This is a genomic window from Enterobacter sp. DC1 (assembly GCF_000568075.1).
Lineage (GTDB): Bacteria > Pseudomonadota > Gammaproteobacteria > Enterobacterales > Enterobacteriaceae > Enterobacter > Enterobacter asburiae.
Window position 1 is genome coordinate 249,693 of the sequence record NZ_AZUA01000001.1, and the last position, 12,706, is coordinate 262,398.

General features: G+C 57.4%; 14 protein-coding genes. 5 read left to right on the plus strand and 9 right to left on the minus strand.

All coding sequences use genetic code 11. The features are described from left to right. Positions 1 to 7: 7 nt before the first annotated feature. Complete coding sequence (fdxH, locus tag P346_RS20215; RefSeq protein WP_032656914.1) at positions 8 to 892, plus strand: formate dehydrogenase subunit beta; 885 nt, start codon at positions 8 to 10, stop codon at positions 890 to 892. Next, positions 885 to 1,541: a formate dehydrogenase-N subunit gamma gene (fdnI, locus tag P346_RS20210; RefSeq protein WP_032656916.1), complete on the plus strand. Its 657-nt coding sequence runs from the start codon at positions 885 to 887 to the stop codon at positions 1,539 to 1,541. Before fdxH ends, fdnI begins: the two co-directional genes overlap by 8 nt. 51 nt (positions 1,542 to 1,592) lie before the next feature. Here the strand turns inward: fdnI and P346_RS22240 are convergent, their stop codons facing one another. The 3 genes from P346_RS22240 to ppk2 form a co-directional block, all read right to left on the minus strand. Next, entirely contained in the window at positions 1,593 to 1,952 is a 360-nt protein-coding gene (locus P346_RS22240) for a CcdB family protein (RefSeq protein ID WP_338010680.1), read from the minus strand. Beyond that, positions 1,916 to 2,104 (minus strand): hypothetical protein, encoded by a 189-nt coding sequence (locus P346_RS0121370; protein ID WP_032656918.1) that lies wholly within the window; start codon positions 2,102 to 2,104, stop codon positions 1,916 to 1,918. Before P346_RS0121370 ends, P346_RS22240 begins: the two co-directional genes overlap by 37 nt. Positions 2,105 to 2,205: 101 nt before the next feature. Further along, the gene (gene ppk2, locus P346_RS20205; RefSeq protein WP_032656920.1) at positions 2,206 to 3,024 is read right to left on the minus strand and encodes a polyphosphate kinase 2; all 819 of its coding nucleotides are present in this window, start codon (positions 3,022 to 3,024) and stop codon (positions 2,206 to 2,208) included. Positions 3,025 to 3,278: 254 nt separating this feature from the next. Between ppk2 and P346_RS20200 the strand changes: the two genes are divergently transcribed. The 3 genes from P346_RS20200 (at position 3,279) to araJ (ending at position 5,518) form a co-directional block, all read left to right on the plus strand. Next, complete coding sequence (locus P346_RS20200) at positions 3,279 to 3,647, plus strand: hypothetical protein (protein ID WP_032656922.1); 369 nt, start codon at positions 3,279 to 3,281, stop codon at positions 3,645 to 3,647. Next, the gene (locus P346_RS20195; protein WP_032656923.1) at positions 3,647 to 4,153 is read left to right on the plus strand and encodes a YbjP/YqhG family protein; all 507 of its coding nucleotides are present in this window, start codon (positions 3,647 to 3,649) and stop codon (positions 4,151 to 4,153) included. Before P346_RS20200 ends, P346_RS20195 begins: the two co-directional genes overlap by 1 nt. 189 nt (positions 4,154 to 4,342) lie before the next feature. After that, complete coding sequence (gene araJ, locus P346_RS20190) at positions 4,343 to 5,518, plus strand: MFS transporter AraJ (RefSeq protein ID WP_032656925.1); 1,176 nt, start codon at positions 4,343 to 4,345, stop codon at positions 5,516 to 5,518. A gap of 6 nt (positions 5,519 to 5,524) precedes the next feature. Here araJ and P346_RS20185 read toward each other — a convergent pair whose 3' ends face one another. The 6 genes from P346_RS20185 to P346_RS20160 are packed head-to-tail and all read right to left on the minus strand — an operon-like array spanning position 5,525 to position 12,639. Beyond that, on the minus strand, positions 5,525 to 6,616 hold the full coding sequence (locus tag P346_RS20185) for an alkylhydroperoxidase domain protein (RefSeq protein ID WP_032656927.1): 1,092 nt from the start codon (positions 6,614 to 6,616) through the stop codon (positions 5,525 to 5,527). Between the two features lie 10 nt (positions 6,617 to 6,626). Then, positions 6,627 to 7,616, minus strand: coding sequence for a putative FMN-dependent luciferase-like monooxygenase (locus P346_RS20180; RefSeq protein ID WP_032656929.1), 990 nt, complete (start codon positions 7,614 to 7,616; stop codon positions 6,627 to 6,629). Beyond that, positions 7,613 to 9,220 (minus strand): dipeptide ABC transporter ATP-binding protein, encoded by a 1,608-nt coding sequence (locus tag P346_RS20175; RefSeq protein WP_032656931.1) that lies wholly within the window; start codon positions 9,218 to 9,220, stop codon positions 7,613 to 7,615. The genes P346_RS20180 and P346_RS20175 overlap by 4 nt, the downstream gene beginning before the upstream one ends. Continuing rightward, positions 9,220 to 10,068, minus strand: a complete 849-nt coding sequence (locus tag P346_RS20170) for an ABC transporter permease (RefSeq protein ID WP_032656932.1) — start codon at positions 10,066 to 10,068, stop codon at positions 9,220 to 9,222. Before P346_RS20170 ends, P346_RS20175 begins: the two co-directional genes overlap by 1 nt. Beyond that, the gene (locus tag P346_RS20165; protein WP_024909556.1) at positions 10,065 to 11,009 is read right to left on the minus strand and encodes an ABC transporter permease; all 945 of its coding nucleotides are present in this window, start codon (positions 11,007 to 11,009) and stop codon (positions 10,065 to 10,067) included. Before P346_RS20165 ends, P346_RS20170 begins: the two co-directional genes overlap by 4 nt. Positions 11,010 to 11,019: 10 nt before the next feature. Then, positions 11,020 to 12,639, minus strand: coding sequence for a TIGR04028 family ABC transporter substrate-binding protein (locus P346_RS20160; protein WP_032656933.1), 1,620 nt, complete (start codon positions 12,637 to 12,639; stop codon positions 11,020 to 11,022). Between the last annotated feature and the right edge of the window lie 67 nt (positions 12,640 to 12,706).

Here is a 12,706-nt window from a genome sequence, read left to right on the forward strand (position 1 = left end):
CGATTCAATGGCGATGGAAACACAAGACGTTATCAAACGCTCCGCGACTAACCCGATAACGCCCGCGCCACGCGCGCGGGACTACAAGGCAGAGGTCGCCAAGCTTATCGACGTCTCCTCCTGCGTGGGCTGCAAGGCCTGCCAGGTGGCGTGCTCGGAGTGGAACGATATCCGCGACGAGGTGGGGCACTGCGTGGGGGTCTACGACAATCCGGCGGATTTGAGCGCCAAATCCTGGACGGTAATGCGCTTTAGCGAAACCGAGCAGAACGGTAGGCTGGAGTGGCTCATCCGCAAAGACGGCTGCATGCACTGTGAAGATCCGGGCTGCCTGAAGGCGTGCCCGTCTGCCGGCGCGATTATTCAGTACGCCAACGGGATCGTCGACTTCCAGCAGGACAACTGCATCGGCTGCGGGTACTGCATCGCGGGCTGTCCGTTTAATATCCCGCGCCTCAATAAAGAGGATAACCGGGTATACAAATGCACCCTGTGCGTGGACCGCGTCAGCGTCGGGCAGGAGCCTGCCTGTGTGAAAACCTGCCCGACCGGGGCTATCCACTTCGGCACTAAAAAAGAGATGCTGGACGTGGCGCAGGCGCGCGTGGACAAGCTGAAAGCACGCGGCTACCAGAATGCGGGCATTTACAACCCGCAGGGCGTGGGCGGTACGCACGTGATGTATGTGCTGCACCACAACGACCAGCCGGAGCTGTACCACAACCTGCCGAAGGATCCGGCGATCGATACCTCCATCAACCTCTGGAAAGGGGCGCTTAAGCCGCTCTCGGCGGCGGGCTTTATCGCCACCTTTGCGGGGCTGATTTATCACTACATCGGTATCGGGCCAAACAAAGAGGTGGATGACGACGAGGAGGAGCATCATGAGTAAGTCGAAAACGATCGTGCGCACGAAGTTTGTCGACCGCGCCTGTCACTGGACGGTGGTGATCTGCTTCTTCCTGGTAGCGGTGTCGGGGATTTCGTTCTTCTTCCCGACGCTGCAGTGGCTGACCGAAACCTTCGGCACGCCGCAGATGGGGCGCATTCTGCATCCGTTCTTCGGCGTGCTGATTTTCGTGGTGCTGATGTTTATGTTCTTGCGCTTTGTCCACCATAACATCCCGGACAAGCAGGATATCCCGTGGGTGAAAGGGATCGTCGAAGTCCTGAAGGGCAACGAGCATAAGGTCGCGAAGGTGGGGAAATACAACGCCGGACAGAAGATGATGTTCTGGACCATCATGAGCATGATTTTTGTGCTGCTGGTGACCGGGGTGATTATCTGGCGTCCGTATTTTGCGCACTATTTCCCAATTCAGGTGATTCGCTACGCGCTGCTGATCCACGCCACGTCGGCCATCATTCTCATCCACGCCATCCTGATCCATATGTATATGGCGTTCTGGGTAAAGGGATCGATTAAAGGGATGATTGAAGGGAAGGTGAGCCGCCGCTGGGCGCAGAAACACCACCCGCGCTGGTATCGTGAAGTGGAACGCCTGGAAGCGAAACGGGAAAGCACGGAAGGAATGAAGTAAGACCTGCGCCGTCGGCTTTGCCCGGCGGCGCTGCGCTTGCGCGGGCCTACGTTATGTATTGGTCACTAACGCATCTATCGCCGCGATAACAGTACTTCTCGCGCTGCGAAGATTACATACATAATCTTTATTATTTAGTTTCTGTTTCTCCACGTGTGTTATGCCAGCGGTGTTAAGGAAATAGCGCTCGAAATCAATATTCACTAAAGGCATCGCGGCATTGATATGTCCACGTAGATAGCTATGGTAGCTTAATGGAATAATCAGTCTTGTTGATAAATCATCATAATAGTCATGTTGAATTATCATAAAATAAGGCTGGTAGTCCCGTGTTCTTTCTGAAGGGTTACGGTAAAAGTCAAACTGAAAGCACTTTAAATCCCTCCAAAGAAAGGATCGTCTGATAATAATCCCGCTTTAGCCGTAAATTCATTCATGGCTCTTATGAATTCTTTATCTTGCTGACGATCTCGTCTTCGAGCCTCTGGTGTACGGGCCTCGGGGGGGACTCCACTCGCCATGCTTTCCCTTTTGCCATAGTCTTTGTTTCGGTTTGGCTTCATTTTCAGCTCCTTTGTTGGTGCGGTCATTATCAACCGCACCAACAAAAAACAATACCGTATCCCCTGGTAATCTACATTCTGCGAGGCGTATTCCAGTAATTTCAGAACCGCTCCTCCACATACCGGAACGGGTATTTTGTGGGTTTGGCTTTACCAATTTTACGCTTCGGCAAATCCACCTTTTCGACGTGAATTTCTTTATAGGGAATTTGGGTGAGCAGGTGCGAAATAATATTCAGGCGCACGCGTTTTTTATCTTCTGAACGTGCCACAAACCACGGCGCCCATGCGGTATCTGTCGCTTCAAACATGGCGTCGCGCGCGAGGGTATACTCGTCCCACAGGTTAAAGGACTTAATATCCATCGGCGATAGCTTCCAGATTTTACGACCATCGTTAATACGGTCGCGCAGGCGGCGCTCCTGCTCTTTAGGCGTGACCTCCAGCCAGTACTTCAGCAGGATAATCCCGGCATCCACCATCGCTTTTTCCATCACCGGCGCACCATCTAGAAACTTTTCAACCTGCTCGGGGGTGCAGAATCCCATTACCCGCTCGACACCCGCGCGGTTGTACCAGCTTCGGTCGAAAATGACGATCTCCCCGGCGGCAGGCAGATGGGGAACATAACGTTGAAAATAGAGCTGGGTTTTCTCTTTCTCGGTGGGTGCAGGGAGTGCAACAACGCGAAACACGCGAGGGCTGACGCGCTCGGTGATCGCTTTAATGGTGCCGCCTTTACCGGCACCATCGCGTCCTTCAAAAACAATACACACTTTTAGCCCTTTGGCGACGACCCACTGCTGGAGCTTAACCAGTTCAACGTGGAGGCGACGTAGCTCTTGTTCGTACTCTTTGGTCTTTAACGGTGCATTCTTTACGACATCAACAGCGACACTGGTTTTCTTTTTGCTTCCCATGATGGTCATCCTCAGATTGTCCGGCGCGGATAAAAGCGAGGCCGCACTATGAAGTGTAATCCACCTGGTATTATGCGTAATGTTTTTAGGTAATTAATTTCACAACACTTTTTTTAAGCAGATACTGAGGTATTCGCGAAGGTGTTTAGCACCCGTTCCCCTATGTAGATGCAATAAAATCAGCACTTTTAATCCCACACGCTATTTGTGGTTAGCGTAATAATTTCCTTCTCACTTACTTAAAGGAACTAAGAATGAGTTGGAATAAAGAAGCTGCGGTTTCGTATCTCCGTTCACATGCTCTGGGGCACTCTCATAGTGAATGTGCTAAGTTTACCCGCCTGGCCATTCTGGCTGGAGGCGTTAAGGTGCCGAACACAGATTATGCAAAAGATTATGGGGCGGAATTATTACGTGCTGGGTTCAGTGAGCTGCCGCCCGGTTCAACGTTAATTTCTGGCGATGTGGCTGTGATACAGCCATACCCTGGTGGAAATGGCATAGGTCACATGACTATGTATGACGGTACGCAGTGGATTTCTGACTTTGTTCAAAAAAGCATGTATCCGGGGCCTGGATACCGCAAAATGCAACCATCCTTTAAAATTTACAGGATGCACTGATGAAAAGAATATTTTTATCATTCGTTATGCTGTTGGTGGGATGTAGTTCAGCGGCCAATCGAGATCAGAGTGCGCAAGACGCTACCGAATCATTTTATAAATCCTATCTTTTCGCATTCGGCAGCGATGAAGCCAGGCCTTATCCTGCCAACGAACTGCGTAAATATGTTTCTGCTGATACTCTTACTCGCATTAATGCCATTCAGGAAATCTCTGAACAAGAGTTAATAGAGTCAGATTATTTTACGTATACCCAGGATTACTCTCGCGAATGGATACCTGCGTTGCGAGTGGGGAACGCAAGGCCATTTTTAAACGGTGAAGTAGTCCAGGTCACTGAAGGGGCGGATAACGGGAGAAGCATCCACCTTGAAGTATTTCTTCGTCGTGAAGGTGATGCATGGAAAATCTACCGCGTTCGTGACATAACGAACAATTACGAGCACCCTATTTTCAATGCTGGCGCTATTACACGCGCTAAAGCAGCGGCAGAAAGCGCACTGTAAAAGCTAGATCTTAAAACCTTTCAAGCTCTGACACCTGCCGGGGCTGTTTGTTTTTTCTTCCCGCTGCGCAGTAGTTGGAGAAAACTTCTGAATTAATGGATTAACCTGTCAGCCAGCTGATTTGAACTGGCTCACCATACAAGATTATTCAATAATGCCCGTCGCGAGTCATTAACCAGTGGTTGAAGTATGAAAAAGACAATTTTTTCGTTGGCACTTGGCACATTTGGCCTGGGAATGGCCGAATTTGGCATTATGGGCGTGTTAACCGAGCTGGCGCATGACACCGGTATTTCGATTCCCTCCGCCGGGAATATGATCTCGTTTTATGCTTTCGGTGTGGTGATTGGCGCCCCGATTATGGCGCTGTTCTCAGGTAAGTTCTCGTTAAAGACCACGCTGCTGTTTCTGGTGGCGATGTCCGCTGTCGGCAACGGTCTGTTTACGTTCTCCACGTCGTACTTCTGGCTGGCGCTGGGACGGCTGATTTCCGGTTTTCCGCACGGGGCCATTTTTGGCGTCGGGGCGATTATCCTGTCTAAAATTGCGCCGCCGGGTAAGGTGACGGTCGCGGTGGCGGGAATGATTGCCGGTATGACCGTGGCGAACCTGGTGGGCGTTCCGCTGGGGACCTGGCTCGGGCACCAGTTCAGCTGGCGCTATACCTTTTTTCTGATTGCCGTGTTCGATGCGCTGGTGATCCTCTCGGTTCTGCTCTGGGTGCCGGACATCCACGACACGTCAGAAATCAAATTGACCGAGCAGTTCCACTTTCTGAAAAAACCAGAACCCTGGCTGATCTTTGCCGCCACCATGTTTGGCAACGCCGGGGTGTTCGCGTGGTTCAGCTTCGTTAAGCCATTTATGGTCAACGTTTCAGGCTTCACCGAAGGCGTGATGACGATCGTCATGATGCTGATGGGGCTTGGCATGGTGTTGGGCAATCTGCTGAGCGGTAAGCTCTCGGGGCGTTTTAGCCCGCTGCGCATTGCGGCCACCACCGACATGGTGATTGTCGCCTCGCTGCTGCTGCTTTTCGCCTTTGGCGAACTGAAAACGGCCTCGCTGGTCATGGGCTTTATCTGCTGTGCCGGGCTGTTCGCGCTCTCTGCGCCGCTACAAATTCTGCTTCTGCAAAATGCTAAGGGCGGTGAGATGCTGGGGGCGGCAGGGGGACAGATGGCGTTTAATCTCGGCAGTGCGATTGGCGCGTACTTTGGCGGGATGATGATCGTCCTCGGCTTTAGCTGGCGTTACGTCACGCTGCCGGCGGCAATACTCTCTTTCTCGGCCATGAGTGCACTGCTGATCTACGGTCACCTGCGGGCCAGACGGGCTCAGGCTAACGCTCGCGCGCTAGCCTGACAGGTTTCAGGCAAGCCAGGGCTCACCCAGGGTCAGCATCAGGCGGTTGGCCCACGCGAAGAACGCGGCGGACTGCACCAGATCAAGCTGCGCTAAGGTATCCAGCCCCTCTTTTTCCAGCGCGGCAAGGTGCAGCGGCGTGGCGGCAGGCGGCGTGACCGACAGCGCCGCCGCAAAATCGATTTCCGCCTGCCAGCGTGCGGATTGCCCCTCGCTCAGGGTCCGCCCCGGCCTCACGGCCAGCAGGGCCTCTACCGCCGCGTCATCCTTTGAAAGCTGGCTTGCTTTACGCGCATGGACAGATGCGCAGTAAATGCAGCCGTTGATTTTACTGGCTACCGTTGCGGCCAGCTCGCGCTCGGCGCGCGGCAATCCCCCCGATGTATAAAAAATTCCTTTATCCGTCAACGTGCGCTGTTCAAGCACCGGCAGGTTGCGCCCCAGCAGGCGGAAGTAGTCGGAATCGGTATGGCCAAATTTCGCCAGAATGGCAACCTCATCGTCACGGAAGTCCGCCAGCGGTTTGGCCGCTATCCACGGTTCCCATCCCAGCTCCTGCTGGGTAAACGCGACGGGGGCCGACTTCCCGGTGACCGTTGTTGCGGTCGTGTGCCAGATGCCTGCCGACACCGGCGCATCGCTTTTGGCGACGGGCCTGTCGTTCAGCAGCCGCAGCCCGGTGATGAGTCGGCTCTGGAAGCTCACAAACGCAATAAGCTGCGCCAGGGTAACAATGCCTTCCTTGCTCCATCCCGCCTGGGTCAGCGCCCTTAACGCCGCAGGCGTCGCTTCGACGGGGGAGAACGTCAGCAGCCGCGCAAAATTCAGCGCCGGGGTCAGGCGTTCTGAGGTGGGGTCGGCCAGGCCAAACCCCGCATAGTGCGCGGCCAGCGCCTCCGCGCTGTGCCACCTGGCGACTTTTGCCGCCACGGCGAAGCGCTCGTCGAGTGCAAAATCATCATTCTGCTGGCTAAACAGGATTTCGTAGCTGCCCTGCGCGTGGCGCGTGGCGGCATCACGCGTGGCGCGCGCCTCTGCCAGAGGGGAACCGGGTTTAATTTCCGCCAGCTCGGCGAGAATGTCCTGACTTAATGACATAGGTGTCTCCTCAAAGTATGTGGGGGGCAATGCGTTCGGCGATCAGTTCAATTGAACGCAGCGTGTCGCGATGCGTAGGTTCGACCGAATGGACCTGAAATGAGATATCCGTGGCGCGCCTGAGAATGGAATCAGCATTCAGCGAATGCAGCACCGTATCGGGCGAACCAATATGGGCGTCGAACTGACGGCGATAATCAGTGACGTTGTCACCTTTTACCGTATGACCGGCAGCGCGATGCTGCTCGGCTTGTTTGGTAAGACCCGGCGTTGCGACCTTCAGCGCATAGTCGTCGCTGTCGGCGACGAACGCCGTACGGGAGGCCAGGATACGCGGTGCGATGCCCGCAGGCAGCGCATCGAGGTAGGCATCCACAATCGGGTTCTGGATCTCGTCGAGCGTTAAATCCAGCCGATCTGCAGGGCGCGGCTGCGTGCGCGAGAGCATTAAACCGTGTCCGGCCTGCGCGGCGCGAACGGCACCGTCAACCGAGAAGGTGGCAATCCAGATGCGTTCAGCAAGCTGTGGCGCTGGCGGGTAAAGGTGGTTATCCGGATGGGTCAGCGAATCCCCGCGCCAGGCGCTTTGAATCACATGCAAATGGTCGGCAAAGGCCGCGCCGCGCTCCTCAAACGTCAGGCCGAACGGCAGAAATGAGGTCGGTGTGCCGCCCGATCCAAAACCGACTTCAAGACGGCCATCGGCGAGTAAATCGAGCACGGCGGCATCTTCCGCGACGCGCAGCGGGTTTTCCATCGGCAGGGTAATGATGGCCGTGCCCAGGCGGATGGTTTCGGTATGCGCGGCTACATGCGCCAGAAACAGCAGCGGCGACGGCAGACCGCCTTCACTTTCATGGAAGTGGTGCTGCGCAATCCAGGCGCTGTCAAAACCGTGGCGTTCGGCGTGGCGGATCTGTTCGTTTGCCAGACGATAGCGCTCCTTCGGCGTAGCGTCGTCAAGCAGGCGGGTGAAAAAGCCCAGGCGTTTTCGCGTCATGCGAACTCCTCCGTAGCGGGTGAAAAATGGGGAATGGCGTCAATCAGCTCGCGGGTATAGTCGTTCTGCGGCGACGCGAATAAGGTTCCGACGTCGCCCTGTTCGACCACCTGACCGCTGCGCAGCACCGTAACGCTGTGGGCGATCCGGCGCACGGTAGACAGATCGTGTGTGATAAAAAGGTAGGTCAATCCCAGCTGCTGCTGCAGCTGCTGGAGCAGAGCCAGAATCTGCGCCTGCACGGTGACGTCCAGCGCCGAGGTGGCTTCGTCCAGCACCAGTATGGTCGGCTCCAGGATCAGCGCCCGGGCGATGGCAACGCGCTGACGCTGTCCGCCTGAAAGTTCCCGGGCGGTGCGGGTCAGGAGTTCGACGGGCAGGGCAACCCGCTGCGCCACGGTCTCCACCCGGACCTTTCGCGGCGCCTTACCGAGGCGAGAAAAATTCTTCAGTGGCTCTACGATGATCTCAAACAGCGTCTGACGCGGGTCGAGAGAGGCAAACGGGTTCTGGTAGACGAACTGGATCTTCTGGCGCAGCTGACGGCGGGCCTCGCGGCTGAGCGCGGTGGCATCAATATCATCAATGATGACCTGCCCGCTGTCGGCCTGCTCAAAACCCAGCAAAATACGGGCGAGGGTGGTTTTCCCGGAGCCGGATTCACCAACCAGCGCATGCGTACTGCCGCGCCTGACGTCAAACGTCACCCGATCCAGCGCCTGAAGCTGATGACCTTTGCCCAGGGAGAATTGCTTGCTGATGGCGCGGGCGCGAATGGCCGGTGATGCGAGCGGAAGACCTGATACCGGGGCGATGGTCAGGCGCTGGCCCTGGAGATCGCTCAACAGCTGGCGGGTGTAGGCGTGCTGCGGCGTGCGGACGATATCGGCGGTGTTGCCCTGTTCCTGAACCTCGCCATCGCGAAACACCAGCAGCCTGTCCGCGCGCTGTGCGGCCAGAGCAAGATCGTGGGTGACAAACAGAACGGCGGTACCCGATTCCCGGCGCAGGATATCCAGCAGATCGAGAATGCGTTTTTGCACCGTCACATCCAGCGCGCTGGTGGGCTCATCGGCAACGATCACGTCCGGGCGCAGGGCAATGGCGATGGCAATCAACACGCGCTGTTTCATCCCTCCGGAGAGCTGGTGGGGATACTGCGTCATGCGCTGTTCGGGGTGGCTCAGGCCGACCTTTGTCAGCAGGGCGAGCACCTGCTCGTCGCGCTCGGCGCGGGTCACTTTCTGGTGTAGCTGAACGATCTCTCCGACCTGCGCACCGATGGTTTTCACCGGGTTGAGCGAATTACCCGGATCCTGCGGAACCAGGCTAATTCTCGCCCCGCGAAGGGTATCGAGACGCTTCGCGGACCATCGGCTGATCTCCTCGCCGTTGAGCGATATTTTTCCCGCATCGCGCCGGGCGTTATCGGCCAGCAGGCCAATGATCGCCTGTGCCGTGGTCGTTTTGCCGGATCCGGATTCGCCGACAAACGCCAGCATTTCCCCTCGCCCGAGCGTGAAGCTGACGTTATGCACCACCTCTCGCCACTGACGCGCGGTACGGTAGCTGATCGTCAAATTTTCCACTGAGAGAACGGTCATTAGCGACCTCCGCTGAACTGTTGGCTGATGCGGTTGGTGGCCAGCACCACGGCGATGACGACGACGCCGGGGAAGGTGGTTAGCCACCAGGCGGTAGAGAGATAGTTACGGCCTTCGGCAATCAATAATCCCCATTCCGGCACGGGCGGCGGGGTGCCGTAGCCGAGAAAGCTCAGCGTGGAGAGCGCCAGGATGGCCTGACCAAACTGCAGCGTGGCAAAGGCGAGGACGGCGGTTAACGCGTTGGGCAGGATGTGTCGCCACAGCACGGCGAAAAACGTCCCGCCGCTGCCAAACGCCGCCTCGACGTAATCCGTGTGCCGGATGCGCACCACTTCACCGCGCGCGAGGCGGGCGAAGCTGGCAATGGAGGCAACGCCGACGGCAATCGCGGCGTTAACGGTGCCAAACCCGAGCAGAATAATCACCGTCAGCGAGAGCAGCAGAGACGGGATGGAGAGCAACACGTCGACGAAGCGCATCAGCAGAGACTCGACGCGTCCGGCGAAAGCTCCGGCAACCACCCCTAAGCCGGTGCCGACCACCAGACCCATCGTCACGGCGGCCAGCGCCGCGCTCAGGGAGTGTGATGCACCATAAACAATACGCGTGTAAACATCGCGGCCAAGCTGATCGGTGCCGAGCCAGTGTCCCGCCTGCGGCGCCAGGCGTTGTGCCCCGGCGATGCCCTCAATCGGGCTGTAGTGGGTTAACAGGCCGGGCGCCACGGCGGCAAAGGCGGCGAGAATAATCACCCCCCATGCCAGCCACAGTCCCGGTTGCCATTCCACGCCCTGCCAGGCTGGAACGCGTTTTCGCGCGGCGGCAGCGTAATCGACCAGACTCATGATGCACCTCCGGTAACGGTTTGCAGGCGGGGATCCAGCAGCGGCATCAGCAGATCCACCAGCAGATTGATCAGGACAAAACCGAGGGCGGAAATCATCACTACCGCCTGAAGTACGGCGATATCCTGGTTATTCACCGCCTGCTGGGTCAGCTGTCCGAGCCCGCTGCGGCCAAAAACGGTTTCCGTGATCAGCGCCCCGGCAATCAGCTCGCCCAGCAGCAGCCCGGCAATGTTCAGGACCGGCAGCAGGGCGTTGCCGGTCACGTGGCGCCACAGGACGGCGGTTTCACTCAGCCCTTTGGCCCGGGCGACGGCGACAAACGGCTGCGTCGCCACCTGGTCCAGGCTGCGCATCAGAATTTGCGCCAGCGGGGCGGATATCGGGATCGCGACGGTCACGATCGGCAGGATCAGCCCCTGCAGCGGCGTCGGGTTAATCACCGGGATCAGCCGCAGCTGAAAAGAAAAGAGCTGGATGAGGGCAATCCCCAGCCAGAATGTGGGTAAGGAGATAAACAGGACCGGCAGTGACTGGAGGGTATTACTCAGCCAGCGCAGACCCGGCAGACGCGATGCGAAGGCCAGCGCGAACGCCAGCAGGACAGCGAGTACAAACGCGGGCAGGGCGAGACTCAGGGTATCCGGCAGATTGCTGGCAATCAGCTCGCTGACCGGCACGCCGGCCTGTAACGAATAGCCGAAATCCCCGCGCAGCATCGCCAGCAGCGTGTGGCCGTATTGCTGCCACAGCGGGCTGTCCGCGCCGTAGGCCACGCGCATCTCCTCGATTTGCGCCGGGCTTAAGCCCAGGTCCGGGTTCTGAAATTTAATCAGCACCGCGTCGCCCGGCAGCACCTGGAGCAAAACGAACGAGAGGGTAAAGGCGGCCCACAGTACCAGCAGCCCGTGCCCAAAGCGTTGAAGAAGTGCGTGGCGCATCGTCAGCTCCTCAGTGTTTCTCAATCCACGCGCCGTAGAACGACGGGCGGCCTACCGCTTCAAAATTGACGCCTTTCAGCCACGGCGCACCGGCAAAGACCTGCGGCTCTTCGAAAATCGGAATGACGTAGGCGTTATCCAGCAGGTAGCGCTGGGCGTCCCCCGCCAGCTGCAGGCGTTTTTGCGGATCGACCTCAGCCGAAATATTCACCAGCAGTTCATTCAGCCTGTCGTCGCGGAAGTTTTTGACCTTGTCGCTGGATCCGCCTTTTTGCAGCAGCGCGTCGCGGTTAGCCGGGTAGAACATACTTTTCACTACGTCAGGATCGGCGCGGCCTACTTCGGAGACGGTTAACGGGGTTTTCAGCGGGTCAAGGTTATCCAGCGTGCGGCTGCCTGCATCTCCGGCTTTGACGCTCAGCGCCACGCCCACCTGTCGCCACTGCTGGGCAACCAGCTGCAGCACCTCTTTGTTTTGCGGCTGCGGCAGGGATTCATACACCGTCAGCGCCAGACGTTGGCCGTCTTTGGCGCGGATCCCGTCGCCGCCTGCTTTCCAGCCCGCCTCGTCCAGCAGCTGGTTGGCTTTTGCCGGGTCAAAGGTCAATTTGTCGCTGAGGTCGACAAAGCCCGCGGCGGAACCGGCAATCACCGACTTCGCCTGCGGATAGTTGGCCGAGAAGAGGGTCTCAACCACCTGTTTTGCATTGGTGGCATGCAGCAGCGCCTGGCGAACGCGAATATCGGAGACCAGCGGGTTATCCGGGCGGAAGCTGATGCTGTCGTTTACCCCGCGCGTTGGGGCGGCGTAGATTTTATAGCCCTGGTCTGTCGCCTGCTTTTCGTCATACGCCTGCACCTGGCGAATAAAGTCTGCCTGACCCGCCAGCAGGGCGCCGACGCGCACGCTGTCTTCCTGAGTGACGATAAACTTAATGCCATCGAGATTGGCGGGCCCCTGTTGCGCCAGGTTTTTCGGTCCCCACTGATAGTCTTTGCGCGCTTCGAGCGTCACTTCACGACCCAGCTTCTCGTCCTTCACCACAAACGGGCCGGAGCCAATGATATGGCGGGCATCCCCCAGCTCTTCGAAATTGCGCTTCAGCGTGCTGAGCGAAACCAGACCCGAGCCAATGGTGGCGGTGCCTTGCAGGAACCCCGGCGACGGTTTTTTGAAGTAGAACTTCACGGTCAGCGGGTCGATGACTTCGCTACGATCGTAGTTATTGATCACTTCAGACACCGGCAGGCGCTGCGCCTTATTGCCTAAACCATAGGTATCAAAATTTTTCGCCACGGCGTTCGCGTCCAGCGGCGTGCCGTCGGAGAAGGTGATGCCGGGACGAAGTTTAAAGGTGTATTCGGTTTTATCGGCGTTGGTGGTCCAGCTTTCTGCTACCCAGGGTTCCACCTGCAGCGTCTTTGGGTTCTGCCACGTCAGTTTGTCGGTGATTTGATTCAGAATGCCGCCGTTCGGGTAAAAGCCACCGGCAGGAGGATAGAGGTTGGTGTGTGCCTGTTGCTCCAGATAAATCAGCGTGCCGCCTTTGACGGGCGCATCTGCTGCCCAGGCTGCGGTTGTCGCCAGAATAAGCGCCGTCAGCAGCGGCAGACGAAATGGGGTTTGCATGGTGAATTCCTTTGTTATCTTCTTGTTAGCGTCGGATTCATCATCGGGCGCGGGGGAAAGCAAGGGA

What these genes read in the sequence shown, in the direction of transcription:
- fdnI (WP_032656916.1), top strand. Translation starts at nt 885, where the DNA reads ATGAGTAAGTCGAAAACGATCGTGCGCACGAAGTTTGTCGACCGCGCC.
- araJ (WP_032656925.1), top strand. Translation starts at nt 4,343, where the DNA reads ATGAAAAAGACAATTTTTTCGTTGGCACTTGGCACATTTGGCCTGGGA.
- P346_RS20200 (WP_032656922.1), top strand. Translation starts at nt 3,279, where the DNA reads ATGAGTTGGAATAAAGAAGCTGCGGTTTCGTATCTCCGTTCACATGCT.
- P346_RS20185 (WP_032656927.1), bottom strand. Translation starts at nt 6,616, where the DNA reads ATGTCATTAAGTCAGGACATTCTCGCCGAGCTGGCGGAAATTAAACCC.
- P346_RS20175 (WP_032656931.1), bottom strand. Translation starts at nt 9,220, where the DNA reads ATGACCGTTCTCTCAGTGGAAAATTTGACGATCAGCTACCGTACCGCG.
- P346_RS20160 (WP_032656933.1), bottom strand. Translation starts at nt 12,639, where the DNA reads ATGCAAACCCCATTTCGTCTGCCGCTGCTGACGGCGCTTATTCTGGCG.
- P346_RS20180 (WP_032656929.1), bottom strand. Translation starts at nt 7,616, where the DNA reads ATGACGCGAAAACGCCTGGGCTTTTTCACCCGCCTGCTTGACGACGCT.
- fdxH (WP_032656914.1), top strand. Translation starts at nt 8, where the DNA reads ATGGCGATGGAAACACAAGACGTTATCAAACGCTCCGCGACTAACCCG.
- P346_RS20195 (WP_032656923.1), top strand. Translation starts at nt 3,647, where the DNA reads ATGAAAAGAATATTTTTATCATTCGTTATGCTGTTGGTGGGATGTAGT.
- P346_RS0121370 (WP_032656918.1), bottom strand. Translation starts at nt 2,104, where the DNA reads ATGAAGCCAAACCGAAACAAAGACTATGGCAAAAGGGAAAGCATGGCG.
- ppk2 (WP_032656920.1), bottom strand. Translation starts at nt 3,024, where the DNA reads ATGGGAAGCAAAAAGAAAACCAGTGTCGCTGTTGATGTCGTAAAGAAT.
- P346_RS20170 (WP_032656932.1), bottom strand. Translation starts at nt 10,068, where the DNA reads ATGAGTCTGGTCGATTACGCTGCCGCCGCGCGAAAACGCGTTCCAGCC.
- P346_RS20165 (WP_024909556.1), bottom strand. Translation starts at nt 11,009, where the DNA reads ATGCGCCACGCACTTCTTCAACGCTTTGGGCACGGGCTGCTGGTACTG.